Consider the following 20292-nt stretch of genomic DNA (forward strand, 5'->3'; position numbering starts at 1 on the left):
GTTTTCAACTGATTTTCTCTCCTTCGTGGATGCTGTCTTTGTTTCGATTGATTTCGGCAGTCATGGCGCGTGCTCCTGCTACGACGAACGGGATGTAAATGAGTGTCGCGAGCGTCAAGTTGAACACCTGAAGCAGGACACCGCGGATGCTGCCACCGGTGACAAGATACCCGCTGATGATCGGTGGTGTCGTCCATGGTACGATGGCGACCGTCTTTGGAACCATCCCGGTTGATAGTGCAACATATGAGACGACCGTCAAGACGACCGGTGCAAGAATGAATGGAATCAACATGACCGGGTTGAGCACGATCGGCATGCCGAAGATGACCGGTTCGTTGATGTTGAACAGACCAGCTGGAGCGGATAGCTTAGCGACTTGATGATAGGGATGATTGCGTTGTTTCCTTATGACGATGAAGATCGCAAGTAGAAGTGACAATGTCGTACCAGAGCCACCCATGAAGACGAACGCATCGAGAAACGGTTTCGTTACGGTATACGGGACGTCATAGGCGGAGGCGCCAGCTTGAAATGCAGCTAAGTTCTGTTCGATCAGCGGCAGGTAGATTGGCTCGATGACCGACCCGATGATGTTCGTGCCGTGTAGACCGAAGAACCAGAGGACATGGTTCAACAAAGCGATGATCAGACCAGCGGCAAGCGAATCACCGAAGCCTTGAAGCGGTTGCTGAATCGCCTTGAAGATGACCTCGAAAATGCTGAGCTCGAGTTTTACTTGAATGAACAACTGGATTGCAGCAACGACCGTCAAGATGATCATTGAAGGAATCAATGCTTGGAACGATCGGGTGACACCACCGGGCACACCGTCCGGCATCCGGATCGTCAGCTTCGTATGAATGAGAAGGCGGAACGCTTCCGTCACGAGGAGCGAGACGATGATGGCGACGAATAAGCCTTGTGCGCCGAGCCAAGCGAAGCTAAGTCCCCAGTCCTTCGTGACTGGAACAAGCATGACGTAAGACGCAATTGACAGGATACCAGCGGCAAGACCGTCGATATCGTAGGACCGTGCCAAGTTATAGGCAATCGAGAAAGCGACTAGTAAGCCGAGGATCGCGAAGGAGGCATTCCAGATGTTGCCACCGAGCCGTTGCCAACTGCCTTCACCAAAAGCGTTATTCATCGAGCCGACGAAGTCGAGCGACCAGCTGCCGAGCTGGATGGCAGGGAAGTTATTGATCAGGATCGCGAGCGAACCGACGATGATGAGCGGCATGACGGAGACGAACCCGTCACGGATGGCGACGAGATGGCGCTGGGAACCGATCCGTCCGGCGATTTCAATGAACTTGTTCATGAGAGAACCTCCTTAAGTTGGAATTGGGGTAAGTACGGGTGATGCGCGCGAAACAGCTCTTCAAGTAAAGCGTCGATCCGTTTTTCGTCTTGGATCAATGGGTTCATCAGGGCAGCGAGATAAGCATCCTCATACTTCCCGGAGATGGCGGCTTGAATCGTCAGTTGCTCGAATGTCTTTAAGTTCGTGATCAGTCCACGGACGGAGAGTGGTAAGCTACCGATCGACAGAGGTCGCGGTCCTGCTTTTGTGATGACGGCGTTGACCTCGATGACCGCATCTTCCGGTAAGTCACGGATCGTTCCTTGATTCAGCGTATTGACGGTTTGGATATCACCACGGTCGTTATAGAGCGAGTCCATTAAGTTACACGCTGCATCCGAGTAGTAGGCTCCACCGCGTTGCTCAAGCTCCTTCGGTTTTACATCGAGCGATATGTCTCGGTATTGCTCGAACAGTCGGCGCTCGACTTCTTGGACGACTTCAGCGCGTGTCCCGTTCTTTTCGTAAGCCTGTAGATCTTTTGCGAGCACGTCACGCGTTTGGAAATAATACTGATGGTACGGGTTCGGCAACATTTTAATTGAATTCAGGAACGACTCCGACCAGCCGAGTCCGACGATATTCGCTGGTGAGTAGTCATTCCCTTGACGCAATGCAGCAAGAACGTCTGCCGTCCGGTCCACACCATTCACCAAGACTTGTCGACCGAAGATGAAGTGATTCAATCCGATGAATTCGATCGAGACGTACTCGACGGAGTCGTGCAGGATTTCAGCAACGGAGTTCCGCATGTTGAACGGGATGTTACAGACTCCGATCACCTTCTGATGCTTGGAATGTTTCAATAGTGCTTCGGTCACGATTCCTGCAGGATTGGTGAAATTGATTAGCCAGGCGTTGGGGCAAAGTTCCGCCATCTCGTCAGCTAGCTCGAGTAAGACAGGAATCGTCCGAAACGCCTTGAACATACCGCCAGCCCCATTCGTTTCTTGTCCGATGAAGCCGTGCTTCAGTGGGATGCGCTCATCAAGCGCACGTGCCGCAAGACCACCGACTCGGATTTGCGTCGAGACGAAGTCGGCTCCTCGGAGCGCTTCTTTTCGATCGAGCGTCCAACGAAGCGTAATCTTCACGTTAGACTTGTCAATCATGCGTTGAGCGAGTTGACCAACGACTTCAAGCTTCTCTTTTCCGTCTTCGATATCGACGAGCACGACCTCATCGACCGGAAAGGAGTGATGACGCAGAATGAATCCTTCGATGATTTCCGGTGTATAGCTGGAGCCTCCACCGATGATGACGACCTTGAGTGGCATGTTGTGAATTCCTCCTTATGAAAGCGATTTCTTTTTTGTTGTAACAAATGTAACAAATAATACAACTTAGAGCAATATAAAAATACAAATAAAACAAATTATGATTTGTATTTGCATTTGTATGATGTCTGTATCACAATAAAGGCACAAAGGATTAGAGGAAGAGGTGGGGGTATGTCGCAATCGACGTTACAGACGGCAATCAAGGAAGAGTTACTGTCGCGAATCAAGAGAGGCTATTACGAAGAAGGGAAAAAATTCCCGACGGAGTATGTACTTTGTGAAGAGTTCGATGTCAGTCGGACGACCGTTCGAGGTGCATTGAACCAGTTGACGCTTGAAGGGTATCTGATTCGACAGCAAGGGCGTGGGACGTTCGTCGCCGGTAAAAAAGTTCGGCAGACCTTGTCGCATACACCAAACAATTATGCCGCTCAGTTAGCGGTGCAAGGAAAGCGGGGCGAGGTGTCGTTGATTCAATTGTCTGTCGTCTCTGCGACCGACGTCCTAACGGAAGTCTTTCCTGTAGAAGAGCAAGCGCCCATCCAGAAGATTGAACGGATTCGTCATGCCGACGGTGAACCGACACAATATGAGATCTCATTCATCCCGTGGTCGATTGCTCCAGGAATTACGAAGGAACAAGCAGAACATTCGTTGTTTGATACGCTATCGAAGGTCTTCGATATCCAAGTGGCGAAAACGACGGAGTCACTCGAAATCGTCTTAGCGGATGAAGCCATCAGTAGTCATCTGAAATGTCCGGTCAATGCGCCGTGTTTTTATATCGAGACGGTGACAGAGGATCAGGAAGGTCAGATCATTGAGTATTCACGATCCTACTTCCGTGGGGATAAGACAAACTTTGTGATTGAACGTTCGTATCGTTAAATGGAATAGCATTGTTGCCGAGAAGCACGAAAAAAGGTTGAATCCCTTCACACATCGAAATGGATTCAACCTTTTTTGACGTCATCATTTTGTTTCAACTCACATTATGCTAAGTAATAGTTGAGGCTGTTCGGAGAGTAAGTAATCGTTTTCGACGTAGCGATGATAGGACAATGACGAATCGTTCACATGAAATAGCGTCAACTGTCGACTCTCGAAGTCGACTTCTTCTATGTAGACAAGTTCTGTAATGCCACCGGAATGATGGGGAGGAAGCAGTTTTAAGGATAATCTTTCCCGTAAAGCGATGAATAACATGACGTCCATTTTATAAGTCATAGTAACGGAAGTATCATTGTGAAGAATAATGGATGAATCGATGGAGAGACAAATAAGCGGATTCATAGTGGGTAACGATACCGGATGAGTCATTTCTTTTTGAAGGTGCTGCATGATGAACCTCCCTATAATAAGAACGTATGTTCATATTATGGGGTATGAATACATTTTTTGCAATATTATTTGAGGTGAATCGTTTATCAAGGCATCAATCATGATTGTTCAAAGAGTTTGAATGGAGTTTTATAGATGGATTCTGGTACAAACGATAAGATCATGCTTTTCAAAAAAGGATGCTGAATTTTCATAGGTTTTGAGATAATCGGATCATATCCGTGCACCGGATTCCGTTTTCAATGATTTCCTTTTTGTAGTGCCTCAAGAAGTAGTTCGTATCGACACCGATTATTCGAAATCTAGACGTTTGACTATCTTATATGAGGGTTCTGCCACTAGCAAAAAATTCATCGGAGGATTTTCCTGATGAGACAATTGACGAATGTTTACATTCATAACTGTATTCTTCTTACATTTTAAGATGAATTAGCGAACCACTATTTTTATTAAATATAATATCAATTAATAAAAACCAGCATCTGATAAATAATCAGGTGCTGGTTTCATATTCTAAAGAGTCTATATCCAAGACAAATAAGTTTTTTTAACTCGGCATATGTTGAAGTTCATTATAAAGAACGTAGCTTCCTGAGGGAATGTCTTTTGCGCGATACATGGCGAGATCCGCGTGCTGTAGCATCTCGAGCATACTCGAGGCATCCGTCGGATAGCAGGAGATACCGATGCTTGGCGGACAAGAAATCATATGATTGGCAATCTCATAAGGTGCTTGTAACGTGCTCAACAACTGATTTGCCATACGATGAAGTTGTTCGTATGATTTAACATTCTTTAAAAGTAATGTAAATTCATCACCGCCTTGCCGTGCCATCATGTCAAAATCCGCATCGAATGATTGTAGTCTTCTAGCGACCGCTTTCAATAATTGGTCACCGACATCGTGTCCCAGAGTATCGTTGACTGCTTTGAATTGATTTAAGTCCATGAAAAATAAAGACACATTTGATGGAGGATGAAAAGAATCACTTTTAATGAGCTTTAACAGGCGTTCTTCGAACGCAAGGCGATTGAATAATCCTGTCAACGCATCATGATAGGCAAGGTATTGAATACGTTGTTCATTTCGCTTTATTTCAGTCACATCCTTACCGATACCGAAGATTCCAACAATTTCGTTTTGGACGATGATTGGAACATTGGTGATGTTCATATACATACTGGAACCGAATGCATTTTCAACAACGGTCTCATAACTTCGGGGCATACCTTTAAATACTTCCTTTAGTTCTTCTGCGACCGTCATTCGATGTGTATCTTTGACATAGCGAAGGCTATTTTGACCCATCAAGTCGGTCTTAGAGACGCCGAGAAGATCGCTACAGGCAGTATTCGCACTATCAAATTGACCTTTAAGGTCAGTTGAGTACACTGGATCTGGATGATATTCGAACAAGGATTTATACCGTTCTTCACTTAATTCAAGCGTTTGTGCTTGATCGTAGTAGCGACGGACTAATTTATGATTCTCGATAATAATTAAGACTTGCCGGGTAATGACGAGTAAAATGGAAAGTCCTGAACCTACTGTCACGATATCGAAACTACGCGAGTGAAATCCCATGAAGACGAACAGAATCAAGACTCCCCCATAAGGCGTGAGCATTTGAAAAATATTTAACTTTTCGTGATGAGTCGTTAACGTTGTACTTATAGTATTTGGCTGATGTTGAAGACCTGAAAAAGCTAAAACGATCATTGCTATGATGAACAGAGGATCAATTAAACTACCTGAGATGTATGTGTCTTGAGCAATCAAATACAAGTAAACAGAGTCAGCGATTGCTTGTATCGTGACGGCTGCGATAATGAGATACATAGATAAACTTTTATCCTTACTCGTAAGGTTAAAGAATAAAAAGGAAGCGGCGACTAACATGCCCAAGTCTCCTAAAGGGTAGATTAGGGAGACAATGAGAGCATTCATGGTTGCCGCACTCGTATCCAAAATAGGCTCGATTAAAAAGTGCCAAGAGAAGGTACTCGCAACGACTAAAATAATCATGACATCGAATAAAAATGAAATGCGTTGCTGTATAGCTGCATCCTTCAAAATTTTGTAAATCAGAGCGTAAAGCAGGAAGATAACTTGTAGAATGTAAAACACGTCTGGCCATCCTGGAAACGCCACGTTTTTGTGAAAAATATTTTCTGTGAAAAACCAAATCAATTCGGCGATTAAATAACAAAAGGTGCCGAAAGTGATAAGTAACCAGAACTTACGATCATTTGAATCAGCCCATTTGATAGCAATCCTCAAGTAGAGAAGGGCGATCAACAATCCTGCAATTGAAAAAATATTTCCCCCTAGTGCTTCAAGAAATTGAGAATCAGAAAAAGTGACAATCCATCCATAATAGCCTAAAGCATAAAGTAGAATGATGAGGATAAAGCTTTTAGGTTGTTTAAACATGCTATTCTTATACTCCTTCTTATCATATTCACTTAGTATACAATGAGCTTATTTTTTGAAAAGAATTTGTTTATAAAACAGGTCTATACTGGTTTATCAGCAGAGCATCTTAAAATTATTCCTTAAGATCAAGATAGAAAAATAAGTCGCCATCATAAAGTGCATGACATAAATGATCAAACGTCATCTACGGCATGCACTTTAAAATTTTTAGAGAGATGTGGTCTTCAAAACATCTTGTGTTTGAAGCAATGTAACAAATGCGTCAAAATCGATTGGACGAGAGAATAAGTAACCTTGACCGATCGTACATCCGTAAGAAGTAAGAACCTCTTTTTGTTCAATCGTTTCGATTCCTTCCGCTACGACGGTTAAATTAAGATTCAAGCCGAGCTCGATGATCGTCTTGACCATAGGCGATTTTTGATTAGAAAGCAGGCGATCGATAAATGACTTATCGATTTTCAATGTATCAATCGGAAGTTGCTCGAGTACATTTAAGGACGAATACCCTGTTCCAAAGTCATCGATGGATGTTTTAATCTGCGAGGTCTTCAAACATTGCAAAATCGAAACGCTCTCTTTGATGTTTTGAACAATGCTCTCTGTAATCTCAAGTTCGAGCCACTGCGAGTCAAGAGATGTCTCCTCGAGAATCTCGATGACACGCCGGCAGAAGTTTGGACTCTGAAATTGAAGAACAGAAACGTTGACCGATAGAAGTAAGGGTTCGAATCCTAAAAGCTGAAGTTGTTTACTTTGGTAAGTCGCAGTGAATAGGACCCACTCTCCGATTTCATTGATCAGACCTGCTTCTTCAGCGATTGGGATGAACTCAGCTGGTGAAATCCACCCTAACTTTGGATGATGCCAACGGAGCAATGCTTCCATACCAACGATTCTCCCAGAACGAAGATTGACTTTAGGTTGATAGTAGACGCTCAATTGATGCTCACGTATCGCATTTCGTAAATAAGATTCAATTTCAAGCTTTCGTACTAAGTTGGATTGAAGTTCAGTTCCATAGGAAACAAATGCGTAATTTCCATTCTGTTTAGCTTGATAAAGAGCTTCAGCTGTATGAGCCTGTATTTCTTCGATCGTCAAACTTTGGTCAGGAAATACACTGACACCACCATGCGCTACAATATTCAATTCTAGCTCCTTCAAACGGATAGGAGCTGCAAGATGAATAAGTATCTTTTCATTCACAACAGTGATATTAGATCTCTCTGTTTTCAGAAGCACAATCATAAACTCATCTTCACTGTACCGATACATTTTAAAATTCTCTTTCAGTACATGTTTTAAGCGGAAAGATACTTCTTTCATGATCTGTTCTCCAACATGATGCCCGAAAATATCTGTGTACATCCGCACTCGTTCTACTTGAAGCAATATGAAGGCAAGCGGTGCGTGTTCATCTTTGAGGCTATTTTTGGTGTCTTGTAAAAATGATGCACGATTACCTAAGCTCGTTAATGGATCGATATATGCGATTTGGTTTAATTCAGCTAATAATTCACTATTTTTCATGACAGTAAAAGCTTGTCTAATGATGATAAGAAAAAAAATCATGATCCATCCTGTACTTAAGGCATTTAAATTCCAGGCATAACTTTGCATCATTAGGATGGAGAGGATCAAGATGCTCGAATAAGGAAAGATAAATTCTTTTTTAGTTGAGACATTAAGAGCAAATGGATCAATCATATTTCCTTGTCTAGGCTCTTTTTCATGATATCGAGCGGTGTAACCGATAAATAGTAATGCGATAGTCCAAATCAAATCGACACTGCCACCTGATATATAGCTATTCTTAATTGTAAATTGTGCAAAAGTGATATCTCCGATGACTTGTAAAAATAAACCGATGATGAGATAAGTCAAATATGCATTTCGTTTGTTGAATAGAATTAAATAATAAAGCGTGATGATAAAAAAAAGAATTCCTAAATCGGCAATTTGGAAAAGAAACGTGTGGGCGATGTACCACAAAGACTGCTGATTAATCTGATAAAGCGGATAAAGCAGGTAATGATAACTAATTGAAGTCGCGGCTATCATATAAATCATTGTATTAAAGAAGAATGCCGAGTTTGAAAATTTTCTCGTTTGATTCATAAGTTGATTTAACAGGGCAGCAAAGTAAAAAAAGTAAGAGCAGACCCAAGTTAAAGATGATAAGTCCGGTGTATTTATGACATGATTCGTAACAAGTAAGATGATCCAAACAAGTGTGCCAAGGGCAGAAAAACTCGTTCCAAGACCTAAAAACATCCAAAAACGTCTAGCGGATTCATTCTTGAGATAACTTTTTATGATCCAACTCGTACTTAAAATACCGACGAACAACTGGACCGTGTTTAATAGAACCAATCGCATCCATTCAGATCCTTCAAAAAAATGGTTCCCATACCAAAACAATAAACCAATTCCGATGGACAGAAGGAAGGGATAACTTATAGTTGTACGCAAAGATTTAGCCTCCCTTATATTTAAATAGCTTTCAAATAAGTATCGGATATATTGGATTTATATTTAACGTAATGTTCTGATGTCATTTGGATTTAAAAAAATCGCTACTATTACGTCATCTACGTCATCGAACTAAAATAAGCCTAGATCTCTCAATTGAGTAGATCTAGGCTTATTTTTAGTTCGTAAAGTATCGTGGTGTAAATGACCTAAAAGCTTTTTATCGTCATGTCCTTTTAATTTGAAGCTTTCAAGTGTAAAACATGATACGTCGTTTTCGTTCCATTCGTGATGCTATACGCTAGTACCTCATCATGATATAGAGGAAGGGATACCAACTCTTCGAAGTCCGTCAAAGGAGTGACCGTCTTCGCTTTTAAGTCCGCATACATCAACTGATGGATGCCTTCGCGGAAGACGACTTGTGTATTTGAGAGGAACTGAATGCCGTCGATCGTCGTCTGGGCACTGGAAGCGGAATAGTTCAGCGTCTTTTGGTCTAGTCCGATGGGTTGGAACATGGCGTCGCCTTCTGTTCCAAAAGCGAGATAGGTACCGCTGCGACTGAAATCAATCAATCCGGATATCTCTTTTTTGTAGGCACCATCCAGAGTCTCAAGCACACGGATGTTCTTTCCGTTGTTAAAGTGAGACGTGTACAAGGTCACCCCGTCATCGCTATCGCGGTGCTCGTATGTGAATAGACCGTCTCGTGCCTTTTCTGTTTTTAAGATAAAGGACTGGAGTGGTGTGATCTTTCCGGTTTTTAACGAATACGACTTTAACGTGGAAACCGTTTTTTGTGCAGTCGCTTCTTGCGTGATCCAGGACGCACGAGTTGACGTGACATCGATTCTCGGAGGAGATGTATCGAAGCGACTTTCTCCAGTATCCAGCGTCGTCACCTGATTCGTCGTAATGTTCAATTGACGAATCGACCATTTGACTCCGGTTTTTGTCTGCTGTTCTGTTTCGACCCATAGTAAAAACGCACCTGTACCCGTCATCATCGGGATTGCATTCTTCGTCGCATGGACGATTTTGTTGTGCTGTCGTTTCGTATCGTATGTATAGATGACACTCTTATTTTCTTGTAGGTCAAAGTAGAAGATCTGGTTTTGATAGAAATACTGCGGATCAATCGAGACACGGTGTTTGCTCAGTAATGAAGAGAGGTCGTACGTTTTCGTTTGACCTAACGTGACGCGCTCCGTTTGCTTTTCTAATTCGATTACTTGTTGGTTATTGGAGTCGGTCGTTGCTTTCTTCAAGAAAGTGTTCACTTGTTCAGGTGACAAGACATTTTTTTGTGCTACACGCGGTGTTGCTTGTTCTTCCATCATGGTACAACCCGCTGTCGTCCAAACGATGGTCGAAAGATAAAAGACGGATGCGGATCGATGTAATTTCATATCGGATAGCTCCTTTAAAGGTTTTCGGAAATGTAGTTCATTGCTGTACCTCATGTGAAGAGGTACTCGGACGACGGGTGTAAAGAAACACGAGATACCACCACTTTAATGTGTAGGCGAACAAGAAGACACACATCCATGCCCACGGTCGCAGTGTCGTCAATCCTTCGTAAAAATGTCTGAACTCTGTAATGTCAAGACGGTACAAAGAGTTCCAAATGAATAGTGCATACAGGAAAAGCAACGCTACCACCGCTCGAATCGATGCTTTTCTCAAGGCTGGATGCTTGATCGCGACGAAGATTGCACTGATAAGTGTGATGAAAAAGAAAGCATAGAATAATACCCACACCCACATGTCATTGGTTGGACCCATATGTATTTTCCTCCTCAGTTAATCATGGATGCGTCTAGACGATCTTCTAAACAAAACAGAAAGAATGACATCAATCAGTAAGCCGATCAAGAACCAACTGATCAAGGTCAGGATGTTGATCAGAAAAAGTGGGACATGGAAGGAATCTAGCCATGTTCCAAGAAAGGATCGTGATTCAAGAAGCCAGAAGACAGGGCTCGTCAGAAACAACAAGATATTTTTGTCGTCGTAGCTGAAGGCATTGAACAGACAGACAACAAGTGAGAGCAAGGGTAGCCAGAGTCGAAAACCTGTACGCATTATTATTCATCTCCCGTTTGAGTGGGGGGGTTCATCGGACTTGAATCAAAAAGGCGGATAGACCGTCACCATGTTCGTTCCATCCGGCAACGACCTCATAGGTATACGTACCTTGAGAAGAAGGTGCGTTAAGAATGTCGTTTTTTAATGAAACCTGTTCACTTTTCGTTTTCGAATCCCAGCGTACGACTTCGAGCGAATCGGGTTTACGATCAAACGAGAGATGAATTTTGTCAGAGGGTGAGACGATGACGGGTTTACTTTTTTCAGTCATGTGTAAAGCATCCACATAGATCATGTCCGCACATTGAGCACTGAACAAACTGGACCAGCAATAAGAACCTTGGACAGTTGGGATCGCTTTACCGTTTACTTCGACGTTTGAGTCATAGGGTTCGATCCGAAATGGCTCAAAATAGATAAAAAAAGCAATCACGGCAAGTAGTGAGCCAATCAAAATGAATTTAAGGATACCAGCTCCTCCTTTATTGAATAAATAATAGTGTTAAATCGGAAATTAAAATCAATCAAGTCATATATCGTGGAGAAGAATCCTTGTATAGAATCATTTTCCACAATAAACTATCAAATCCCTTCAAATGGATGAAGGGATTATGAATGAGGCACACGTGTCTCTTTGAGACGACTAGGTTTTGAGGAAGTCATTTTCCTTTTACGAAGAATGGAGGAATCAATGCTTCTCCCAGTGGGCTTGATAATCGAGAATATATTGACTTAGGGGAATCGGCTCGGTGCCAGTCACTTCGCGGAATTGACGGTTCGTTCGTTTCGTGAGTCCGAGACTAATCGGGAGGTGTAACATGATGACTTCATTGACGTAGCTTTTCGGATATCCTTTTTGGACCATCTTCATTTGGAAGAATGGAATCGAAGGGTTCGTGTAACGAATCGTCTTTCCTAAGAGTAGCGTCATCAGACTTGCGATCTCATGGAAACCGAAAACTTCCTCGCCATGCAACGTATAGACACGATTGAAATGGGGGGCAGGATGTTCGAGGCAATGGATGACGAACGTCGCGATATCCCGGATGTCGATCATGCTTGTCTTCCCAAGACCAGCGGGCGTAACGATCTGCTCGTGAAAACGGATGTCATCACGCATGAAGAGATTCAAATTTTGCATGTAGTATCCGGGACGGATGATCGTAAACGGGATACCGGTCTCTTGAATGATCTTTTCGATCGTATGGTGAGGTGTCAGCGGAAAGACTGGAACATCCTTGAACGAGAGATAAACAATGTGCCGGACTGAGGTGAAGCGCAAATAGCGCAGAAAGAGATGGAACTGTCGTGTTGATACTTGGGACGGATACATCAAAAAGAGTTGATCGACGCCTTTTAACGCTTGTGAAAACGTTGAGATATCGGCGTAGTCCAGGTGACGATAGTGAAAAGCATTGCCGAATTTCTCTGAAGCAGCTGCTGGGTCGATGACAGCCGCATGAAAGGGAATATGTCGCTTCATCATTGCATGACCGACGGCTAGTCCGACGTTTCCTGTGAATCCTGTTACTAAAATCGTCATGTGTAACGTCCTTCCTGTACACTTGACTGAACTGCTGTTTGATGAGAAGTAAATCATGATATGTCTAAGAAAAAGTGAGGTGGTAAATCGTCCGCTAATTGCTTTATCGTAACTTGATTGAGCGTATTAAAGAACGAAATCAGTGCAACATCTAATAGTTGATCTAACGCACGTACCTGATAACGAGTTCCCGGGAAAAGCGGACGTTCGAATAATGCGACGACTTCTCCGACCCGGACAGTATGACTCAATGGAAGGAGTTGAACACCACCTTCTCGTCCAGCATGGGTTCGTAAAAGACCTGCTCTTCCTAAAATTGAAATGATCTTCGTAAGATGCTCGTACGAGATGTTACATTGAAGCGAAATGTCTCTCGTCTTTACGTATTCTCCTCTTCGTGTCATCGATTTTGAGGTGTGTGCCAAAAAAAGTAATGTCAGCAAGCCGTGTTCCGTAGCACGTTTCAACCGCACGATCGCATCTCCTTTCATTTTTGACTGACGATGATTTCAGACAATCAAGAGACAATATCGCGTCATGGAGGAAAAGGGCGCTTTCGTCATGTAAACATGCGTGTAGGAATCATCGAATGTGATCAAAGCAGAAATGAGGTGTGCGCGAATGTACCGACAGGAGAGGCTTCGCCGTTGAGGCGTAATCAGTTCATCTCTTCGAGAGTCGAAGTCGAGCAACAATTGCAATGGGTACTCTGTGAATATCGTCACCTGACAATGAATGCCGAGCCGGTGATAATAATCGACGATGCATTGACGAACGAACAGTGCTCGTTCATGAGTAATCATATGCTTTGCCCTCCTCTTCATTTACCCAATCGGATAGATGGTCTTTTATATATTGCCGAAGGGTGATCGGTCGTTCACCAATTAGTTCTAGAAAGTGGTTATCCGTCTCATCCGCTAGACCTAATAAGATCGGCACATGAAGTTTGATGATTTCATTGGTTTCTTCGTAAGACAATCCATGTTGCATCATAAAGGACCGGAAAAAATCAATCGACGGGTTCGTATACATGATCTCTGTTTCAAGTTCTTCTCCGAGAAGCCGGGCGACTTCGTAAAAATTGTAAGCCGCTTCACCGCTGATCGTATAGATTTTATTGAAGTGAGTGGCTGGGTTTTCAAGACACGTCATCACGACGGTCGCTACGTCACGGGCATCAATCATGCACGTCTTACCAATTCCTGCCGGTGCGAAGAGGTGTGCATGATCTCGTAACATATCTCGCATGAACATGTTTAAATGCTGCATGTAGTAGCTAGGACGAATGATCGTGTAGGGAATGTCGGTTTGGCGAATGACGACTTCAATACGATGATGTGGCGTGAACGGGAGGGATAGAGCGTCTTTGGCTGAGAGGTAGACGATGTGTTGCAGGGCAGTCTGTCTGAGATAATGAATAAAATATTCGAATGTTTCCAAGTCCGCGTTTGCAGGAAATTCGAGAAAGATTTGATCGCATCCTGCGAGTGCTTCTACGAACGTCGAGGCATCCTGGACATCGAATCGACGAAAGTCAAAATGCTCTCCATATAATTCGGAAGCGGCTTGTGGATCGGATACCCCAATGCAAAAAGGCTGTTCTTCCGTGCGCATACGTTGGCTGACGAGCTGCCCGATCGGTGAAGAAAAGTCCGTAATGAAAATCATGGGAAAATTCCTTTCCTCTCTTAGATGAGCGAGGCATCACTGATGTTGTAAAGTGGTAAATAAAATACTTGTATTAGTTATATAATACCCTAATTATCCTTCAAATACCGGATAGATGATAGTTCCTGCTCAAAACATAATTAAGTAATCCATTTATTCAATATATGAACCTTAATATTCAAAAAAATTAATTATAAATACTTATGTTTACATATCTAGGTTTATTATGAATATTACTCGACGTACTTGTCGTGAAAGCTATTGTAAAGTTCCGCGTATGTTTCCTTGAGTGACCTAATCGCATTCACATCTGTTCCGATGACATCCACTACATCCGTCGACATATACAAAAGAAAAACTGAGTCATAGAAGACGATGTAAGCTGGCGTGTGCCCTCGATAGACGTTTAAGCAGTAGGAGATGACTTCATCTAGCTTTATATGTTTCACATGTGCATAGACGACACCCGTATAATCTCCTTTATCTTCCACGATATACTCTTTCCAGTTTCGAATCGTAATCGACGAGCCTACTCGTGCCTTTGCTGAATAACGACGAAAACGATGAATGTACGCAGCGACGAATAGAAGATGGATGGATCTGTCTTCTTGAAAAATCGTCTGAAGAATTTCTTTCAACTGCGAGGCATTTAGGTCTTCCATTAAAAAGCGGATACAGCGTTCTGGTATTGACTGAAAATAGGGTGTTGGCTTTTTGATATCAAGCTCGATCTGGAACCGAGATAAATCAAGCATATAGAAGTCTCCTCATTCTATTAAAGTTTTGGTGACGAATAGGGAATGTGACGGATGAAGGCATCCAGCTGAATGTCGAAGTACGCTTCAAGATCGAATCGCAGTTGCCTTTCTAAATCAGACAAGCACGTCACTAAGGTGTCGAGCGGAAAACAGTGTTCATCCGTTCATCGCCCCAAATCGATTGAATGTTTCCTTGATCAGCAGAAGGGATCATCGATACGATTGCCCCTTCTTCATCATGGTCAAACTCCACCGAATAATAATAAAAGGCAGGAGTACATGAAGGTGTCACCAATCTTTTCCACCGATACAACGATTTATAGAACTCGAAGATGGCTAATGATGTTTCAAGATATAGTGCATGATCAATGATGATTTTGACATTCGCTTCAATCGACAGAATGGTGGGGATGTCTCTTGCTGAAGCATTTGAAATAGCGTTCGGTGAATTTAAAAAATCATATGTACATCTGATTTGAGAAGACATGTTCATCACTCCGGTTCATGAATTGACATTAGCTGAATACTTTATTTTGTTGCCGAAACGGACGAATCCCTAGAGCAATCGAAGCCCCGATGCAACTAAATAGGCAGCCGATGATTAAAGGAAGAGACAGCGTCGATTCACCAATCAATACGGAAGCAACACCGCCAATCAACGGAAATAGCGCGACCATATAGCCGCTCTTCGCACCACCGATCCGTTCGACGAGTTTCAAATAAAACAGCCAGGCAAGAAACGATGCAATCACGGTTAAATAGAGTAAGGCAGAAAGATAGGTGACGGTTGTCGGGAGCGTAAGCGGTGTTCCTTGGAACCAGACGATGGCGCCCATCAGTAGACTCGCGACAGTGAATCCAATCGCGTTGGCATGAACCGGGTTGATTCGTTGCTTGGCGTTCCGAGCTGAACTGGCGTCACCTACTGACGTCAATAGCGTGCCGACTAGAGCAATCAAGACACCTTTTAAATCGGTCAGTCCATGGATGCTACCTAGACTCGGAACAATCAGGACACCGACGCCGATGATACCAAAACATCCGCCAATCCAAACGCGCGCATGGAGGGTCTCTTTTAAAAACAAGCGCAGAGCGATTGGTGTCAGAATGACCTTGAGTGAGAAAATCAATGTTACGATCGCAGCAGAGCTTAACATCGTCGCGTAATAGAGACATAAGTAACTAAGCGCGAAGTTACAGACACCGAATACGACGATGAAAGGCATGTCCGTCGCGGTAGGTTTGTTCGTTCGTTTAACGAGCAACGCGAATAGGATGAAAAGAACAGCGGTCATCGCTAATCGATAGGTCAGGGATACTTCTAAGGCGACAGGTGTTCCTTGGATTTTGACAGCAATGAAGTTCAGTCCCCAGACGATCAAACAAAACAGATACATGAAATAGGTCATAGCAGGTCCTCGTTTAAGTAGTTTACTTCCAATTCTTTTCCTGTATTTCATCTTACCAAAAGTAGAACGTTAAGAAATTAATTTCGGTATAAATAGAAAAATCACTGACCGTCATATGACAGCCAGTGATTAAGTAGTAATCATAATTTGATTTTAACGGTGTAGAGAAAACCGGTAAATCCTGTTTTTACGTTCATGACGAAGGTGTTTTCATTTTTCGGTACGATGTAGATGACATCAATTTTTGAGTGTAACGGAGCGTAATAACCTAAGCTTTCTGAATAGGCTTTTTTGTTTAGGTTAATCGTTTCTTCAGGCGTGTAGCTTTTCTTGTGACGATCAATCAATGGGAAAGAAGAGGGTTTATAGTCGATATAAGAGTCAGCTGAATCTTCACCCTTTACCTGCATCTCAAGTCTGACAGATACGGCTTGTTTATCTTTCGGAAGATTCTTAAGTGGAACACGTTTCGCCGAACTGACCATGAACCCACGTTCTTTCATTAAATTTTTATCACCAGCATAAGTCTGAAGACCACCTTTATTCATCAGTTCTTCGATGGCGTCTGTATTCGTTTTCTTTGACTTGTTCTTTTGTCCGGTCTTCACGTTGGTTGATGCAGCATTCGCAGCATCGACTTCGATTTTGACGGTCGTCGGCTTCGCAATGGCTTCGCTTGTCGCGAGAAGCACATACGTATTTTTATCACTTGGAACACGGAACACAAGATCGACGCGAGAAACGAAAGGTGGGAAATAGCGATAGCCGTCCTTCCAAGCGTCTGGGTTCCGGTTCTCATAATCGACAGCTTCGTATACATTACCGCTTGTATCCTCTAACGTGAATAGATTTGGCTTATAAATACCATATCCGCCATTTGCGTCTTTATCCTTGTAGTTCTCAAGGATGACGGGAACGGTAACATATTGTTCATCATCAAGAGTTGGTAATTTCAACTCCTTTGGAGGTGATAGGAGAAGTTTATCAACATGGAAAATATTGCTTTTTGTTTTAGGATCTCCCGGATAGGTTTGAACGACTCCACGATTCATTAGTTGATCGAGCTTGCTCGAATTGACTTTTTTCGTAGAGGACGTTTTCTTTTTCTTGTCTTTTACATCTGCCAATTTCGTTCCTGTCGTCTTGACCGTTGGTGCAACTGTTTGTACCGGTTTCGTGGACGCAGGTCCTTCTTCTGTCGTAGCAAAGAAGAATAGGGAAGCGACACCAACGACAAGGGCACCACCAACTGCGGATAAGGCGAGTCGGAAACGTCGTTCCGTCGCTTTCGTATTCGTTGCGACACTTCCAATCGCAGCATTTGGTGTAATGCTGACGGCGCGTTGAGCGGGTAAGAGGGCACCGAGAACTCCCGTGATGGCAGGAATCAACAACATAACACTCAAGAAGCCGAGCTCACCTGTTGGGAACTGGTTATAGACGAAGCCGATCATCGCAAGAGCGATCAGTAAGCCGATGATTCCAGCGAACAGTCCGGTCATCAATCCTTCACTTAAGACGAGCGTCCGGATTTGACCGTTCCGCCAGCCGGTTGCCTTCAAGACGGCAAGCTGACTCTTTCGTTCGTTGACGTTTTGCCACATGATCTCCGTCGTCGTCAGGATAGCGATGAGTAAAGCGACACCCATTGCGACATAATGCATCGTGCCGACTTCGAGTGCAACGTATTCGCCGAGCCATGTCGCATACAGGACACCTTTCAGTCGGAAGGTGATGAACAGGAAGAAAATGAACAGACTCGTCGGCAAGGCGATCGCGATTGTCGAGAGGATCGTCCGTTGCCAATACGTTGCAAGTTGGTTGATGCTCATCCCAAGGACACTTTGTGCCCGGACGAAGCGACGACCTTTTGAGACTTCACCAGAACGCATGCTTTCGAATGGTTGAATCCGGCGGATGAGCGTCATCGGGACGAGCGTACCGCCCCAGTAAATCAACAGTCCGGCGAGTCCAATCAAGATGATCCGTGATAAGGCAATCGGATGATCCGTCGTTAGCCAGAACGAACCGAGGATCGTCCAAGAAATCAAGGCGACGAGTGTGCCGAGTAACGTTGCTTCTAGGAACAGAAGCTTCGAGAGCTGACGTGGACGCCAACCGAGCGACAGTAAGATCGCGAATTCCTTCTTGCGGGCATAGAGTAAAATGATATTTGAACTAAAGACATACACGAGCGCAACAGCGATGACACTTGCGATGATGCCGCTCATGCCGACTTTCGCTTCTTGGAAGATGGCCATCGACGAACCGAGTTTGATCCAAGGTTGCTGGATCCAACCGAGTGCCGATTCACCTTTTAATCCAGGGAGGTATGTCAGCGCAAGCTGTGGCGAGGAGCCGAGCGTGACATCGGTGATCAGACCGGTCTTGTCCTCGATCTCTTGAGCAACAGCTTTCAACTTTTTCTCACTCGTCGCGTTCATCGTCTCGACACCTTTGACGTTGACACGAATGGCAGAGATAGCTTTATCACCACGTAACTTAAAGGCGGCGTCAAGCGTCGTCAGCATCGATGGTGGTTTCGTCAAGAAGTCATACGGATCGTTCGTCGGTTTGACTTCTCGGACTGGATTGACCGGTTTTTCATTCTTGTCCATGACCCATTGGGCTTTCGCCGGGAAATAGGTCTCCATCGGCAGTTCCGTCAATGGGTCTTTTGAGATGTTCAATTTCTTCGGATCAAAGACACCAATGTAGTTCAAATGCATTTTCGGTACTTTATCAAGGTTACCCGTGTTGTCACCGAAGAGACGAGCTTTTCGATACATCGATCGTTTCGAAATGAGGGCGTCCTTATCGACTTCTTGAGGTGTTACTTGATAGGTGAACGGCCAACGTTTGGCAAAGGGACTAGCAATCGTTTGATACTCGACAGACGATGGCTTTAAAAACATCCAGTCAAAGCTACCACTTGCTTTTTCCGGAACCTTATCTTCGAGAATGTTCTTAATAAGTTGCTTTGATGCTTGCTCTGTCGAAATATAGTATTCCTTCGTATCTTTAACAGGAAGCGTCTTGAGATAGGATTCGCCACCTTTTTTCATAATACTGCGCACCGTTTCAACCATTGAATCTTTGACGAGCGGGATATCGACTTTCTCGTAGCGATAGGTCCGCGAAGCATTGACGTATTCCTGACTGTTCATGATCAATGGGATGTCCCAAACACCGTCACCATAATCGTTCACGACATCGTCCTTCGTGAAATAACGACTATGCGTAGCCTTTTTGGTTGCCTGATCGAGTCCAACGAGTTGTGCTTCTGCTTCCGGATCAATCCCGGCAAGCATCACTGCGCTCCCGTAACCGTAGATGGGAAACTCGCCTAATTCTTGCGGTGAAACATCTCGATTCAATCCGTCACTCTCAGGAGGGAACCAACCGGCTCCGGCAAAGAATGAATAAGATTCTGTTTCTTTCTTCAGCCCAGTATCTTGCATATCCGTAAACGAAATTTTGTAAATGCCCGGTTCTTTGAAATTATAGGTATCCGTTTCAGCATTCGTATTGTAGTTCCCAATCATCGCAATCGGTGCTGCGACTTCGACGTCAGCAATCTGCTTGATCGTCTCGTACTGCTTACGGGTAATCCCACCGTCGAGCCCGCTCATATAGTTCGGCTCGAGCAGGTTCAAGTCTTCTGTCACGCTCCGGCTGCCTTCCGGACGAACGACGATATCGTACGATGAGCCCCAGCGTTTTTGCAGTTCATCGACGACCGTTCCGTTATTTGCTTGCGTCGTACCGATTAAGTAACTTAGTCCGGTACTGACGATCAGAACGCCGACGAGGAGCAGAATGAACCGCTCCTTGTTGCGCCACCAGGAATTCCAGATGAATTTAAGCATCGATAAAACCTCGATTCCTTTCAATGATGGTACGACCCATGTCAAATTCCTCCTA

General features: G+C 43.9%; 18 protein-coding genes. 1 reads left to right on the forward strand and 17 read right to left on the reverse strand.

Going from position 1 to position 20292, the window contains the following annotated elements:
• Window positions 1-4: 4 nt before the first annotated feature.
• Together celB and KNQ03_RS00670 are read right to left on the reverse strand one after the other, a co-directional pair.
• Window positions 5-1324, reverse strand: coding sequence for a PTS cellobiose transporter subunit IIC (gene celB, locus KNQ03_RS00665; RefSeq protein ID WP_214723006.1), 1320 nt, complete (start codon window positions 1322-1324; stop codon window positions 5-7).
• The gene (locus KNQ03_RS00670; protein ID WP_214723008.1) at window positions 1321-2643 is read right to left on the reverse strand and encodes a 6-phospho-beta-glucosidase; all 1323 of its coding nucleotides are present in this window, start codon (window positions 2641-2643) and stop codon (window positions 1321-1323) included. Before KNQ03_RS00670 ends, celB begins: the two co-directional genes overlap by 4 nt.
• A gap of 174 nt (window positions 2644-2817) precedes the next feature.
• Here KNQ03_RS00670 and KNQ03_RS00675 point away from each other — a divergent pair, with 174 nt between their 5' ends.
• Window positions 2818-3534 carry a GntR family transcriptional regulator gene (locus KNQ03_RS00675; protein ID WP_058713528.1) on the forward strand — a complete coding sequence of 239 codons (717 nt, stop codon included), beginning with the start codon at window positions 2818-2820 and terminating at the stop codon, window positions 3532-3534.
• 99 nt (window positions 3535-3633) lie between these two features.
• Here the strand turns inward: KNQ03_RS00675 and KNQ03_RS00680 are convergent, their stop codons facing one another.
• The 15 genes from KNQ03_RS00680 to KNQ03_RS00750 all read right to left on the reverse strand — a co-directional run bounded on the left by KNQ03_RS00680 (window position 3634) and on the right by KNQ03_RS00750 (window position 20237).
• Entirely contained in the window at window positions 3634-3852 is a 219-nt protein-coding gene (locus tag KNQ03_RS00680) for a hypothetical protein (protein WP_193748182.1), read from the reverse strand.
• 682 nt (window positions 3853-4534) lie between these two features.
• Window positions 4535-6421, reverse strand: coding sequence for a DUF4084 domain-containing protein (locus KNQ03_RS00685; RefSeq protein ID WP_149427252.1), 1887 nt, complete (start codon window positions 6419-6421; stop codon window positions 4535-4537).
• 210 nt (window positions 6422-6631) lie between these two features.
• Window positions 6632-8899 (reverse strand): putative bifunctional diguanylate cyclase/phosphodiesterase, encoded by a 2268-nt coding sequence (locus tag KNQ03_RS00690; protein ID WP_149427253.1) that lies wholly within the window; start codon window positions 8897-8899, stop codon window positions 6632-6634.
• Between the two features lie 236 nt (window positions 8900-9135).
• Complete coding sequence (locus KNQ03_RS00695) at window positions 9136-10311, reverse strand: hypothetical protein (RefSeq protein ID WP_214723010.1); 1176 nt, start codon at window positions 10309-10311, stop codon at window positions 9136-9138.
• A 37-nt stretch (window positions 10312-10348) separates the two neighbouring features.
• Window positions 10349-10687, reverse strand: coding sequence for a hypothetical protein (locus KNQ03_RS00700; protein WP_214723012.1), 339 nt, complete (start codon window positions 10685-10687; stop codon window positions 10349-10351).
• Between the two features lie 18 nt (window positions 10688-10705).
• Window positions 10706-10987, reverse strand: a complete 282-nt coding sequence (locus tag KNQ03_RS00705) for a hypothetical protein (protein WP_214723014.1) — start codon at window positions 10985-10987, stop codon at window positions 10706-10708.
• Window positions 10988-11018: 31 nt separating this feature from the next.
• On the reverse strand, window positions 11019-11444 hold the full coding sequence (locus tag KNQ03_RS00710) for a hypothetical protein (RefSeq protein WP_251140219.1): 426 nt from the start codon (window positions 11442-11444) through the stop codon (window positions 11019-11021).
• Between the two features lie 234 nt (window positions 11445-11678).
• Window positions 11679-12533 carry an NmrA family NAD(P)-binding protein gene (locus tag KNQ03_RS00715; RefSeq protein WP_050677785.1) on the reverse strand — a complete coding sequence of 285 codons (855 nt, stop codon included), beginning with the start codon at window positions 12531-12533 and terminating at the stop codon, window positions 11679-11681.
• Window positions 12534-12586: 53 nt separating this feature from the next.
• A complete protein-coding gene (locus KNQ03_RS00720) occupies window positions 12587-13006 on the reverse strand; it encodes an RrF2 family transcriptional regulator (RefSeq protein ID WP_055967752.1) in 420 nt (139 codons plus the stop codon).
• A 36-nt stretch (window positions 13007-13042) separates the two neighbouring features.
• A complete protein-coding gene (locus tag KNQ03_RS00725) occupies window positions 13043-13336 on the reverse strand; it encodes a hypothetical protein (protein ID WP_023468121.1) in 294 nt (97 codons plus the stop codon).
• Window positions 13323-14201 (reverse strand): NmrA family NAD(P)-binding protein, encoded by an 879-nt coding sequence (locus KNQ03_RS00730; protein WP_023468122.1) that lies wholly within the window; start codon window positions 14199-14201, stop codon window positions 13323-13325. The genes KNQ03_RS00725 and KNQ03_RS00730 overlap by 14 nt, the downstream gene beginning before the upstream one ends.
• A 233-nt stretch (window positions 14202-14434) precedes the next feature.
• Entirely contained in the window at window positions 14435-14956 is a 522-nt protein-coding gene (locus KNQ03_RS00735) for a hypothetical protein (protein WP_214723015.1), read from the reverse strand.
• A 133-nt stretch (window positions 14957-15089) separates the two neighbouring features.
• The gene (locus tag KNQ03_RS00740) at window positions 15090-15446 is read right to left on the reverse strand and encodes a DUF7878 domain-containing protein (RefSeq protein WP_214723017.1); all 357 of its coding nucleotides are present in this window, start codon (window positions 15444-15446) and stop codon (window positions 15090-15092) included.
• Window positions 15447-15474: 28 nt separating this feature from the next.
• On the reverse strand, window positions 15475-16368 hold the full coding sequence (locus tag KNQ03_RS00745; protein ID WP_214723019.1) for a DMT family transporter: 894 nt from the start codon (window positions 16366-16368) through the stop codon (window positions 15475-15477).
• Between the two features lie 140 nt (window positions 16369-16508).
• On the reverse strand, window positions 16509-20237 hold the full coding sequence (locus tag KNQ03_RS00750) for an ABC transporter permease (protein ID WP_214723021.1): 3729 nt from the start codon (window positions 20235-20237) through the stop codon (window positions 16509-16511).
• Window positions 20238-20292 lie beyond the last annotated feature (55 nt).

Source organism: Exiguobacterium sp. s143 (assembly GCF_018618895.1).
Lineage (GTDB): Bacteria > Bacillota > Bacilli > Exiguobacteriales > Exiguobacteriaceae > Exiguobacterium_A > Exiguobacterium_A abrahamii.

Coding starts and splice junctions, on each gene's coding strand:
- KNQ03_RS00735 (WP_214723015.1), bottom strand. CDS start 14,956: ATGCTTGATTTATCTCGGTTCCAGATCGAGCTTGATATCAAAAAGCCA.
- KNQ03_RS00715 (WP_050677785.1), bottom strand. CDS start 12,533: ATGACGATTTTAGTAACAGGATTCACAGGAAACGTCGGACTAGCCGTC.
- KNQ03_RS00695 (WP_214723010.1), bottom strand. CDS start 10,311: ATGAAATTACATCGATCCGCATCCGTCTTTTATCTTTCGACCATCGTT.
- KNQ03_RS00725 (WP_023468121.1), bottom strand. CDS start 13,336: ATGATTACTCATGAACGAGCACTGTTCGTTCGTCAATGCATCGTCGAT.
- KNQ03_RS00670 (WP_214723008.1), bottom strand. CDS start 2,643: ATGCCACTCAAGGTCGTCATCATCGGTGGAGGCTCCAGCTATACACCG.
- KNQ03_RS00675 (WP_058713528.1), top strand. CDS start 2,818: ATGTCGCAATCGACGTTACAGACGGCAATCAAGGAAGAGTTACTGTCG.
- KNQ03_RS00700 (WP_214723012.1), bottom strand. CDS start 10,687: ATGGGTCCAACCAATGACATGTGGGTGTGGGTATTATTCTATGCTTTC.
- KNQ03_RS00740 (WP_214723017.1), bottom strand. CDS start 15,446: ATGTCTTCTCAAATCAGATGTACATATGATTTTTTAAATTCACCGAAC.
- KNQ03_RS00745 (WP_214723019.1), bottom strand. CDS start 16,368: ATGACCTATTTCATGTATCTGTTTTGTTTGATCGTCTGGGGACTGAAC.
- KNQ03_RS00750 (WP_214723021.1), bottom strand. CDS start 20,237: ATGCTTAAATTCATCTGGAATTCCTGGTGGCGCAACAAGGAGCGGTTC.
- KNQ03_RS00705 (WP_214723014.1), bottom strand. CDS start 10,987: ATGCGTACAGGTTTTCGACTCTGGCTACCCTTGCTCTCACTTGTTGTC.
- KNQ03_RS00680 (WP_193748182.1), bottom strand. CDS start 3,852: ATGTTATTCATCGCTTTACGGGAAAGATTATCCTTAAAACTGCTTCCT.
- KNQ03_RS00685 (WP_149427252.1), bottom strand. CDS start 6,421: ATGTTTAAACAACCTAAAAGCTTTATCCTCATCATTCTACTTTATGCT.
- KNQ03_RS00730 (WP_023468122.1), bottom strand. CDS start 14,201: ATGATTTTCATTACGGACTTTTCTTCACCGATCGGGCAGCTCGTCAGC.
- celB (WP_214723006.1), bottom strand. CDS start 1,324: ATGAACAAGTTCATTGAAATCGCCGGACGGATCGGTTCCCAGCGCCAT.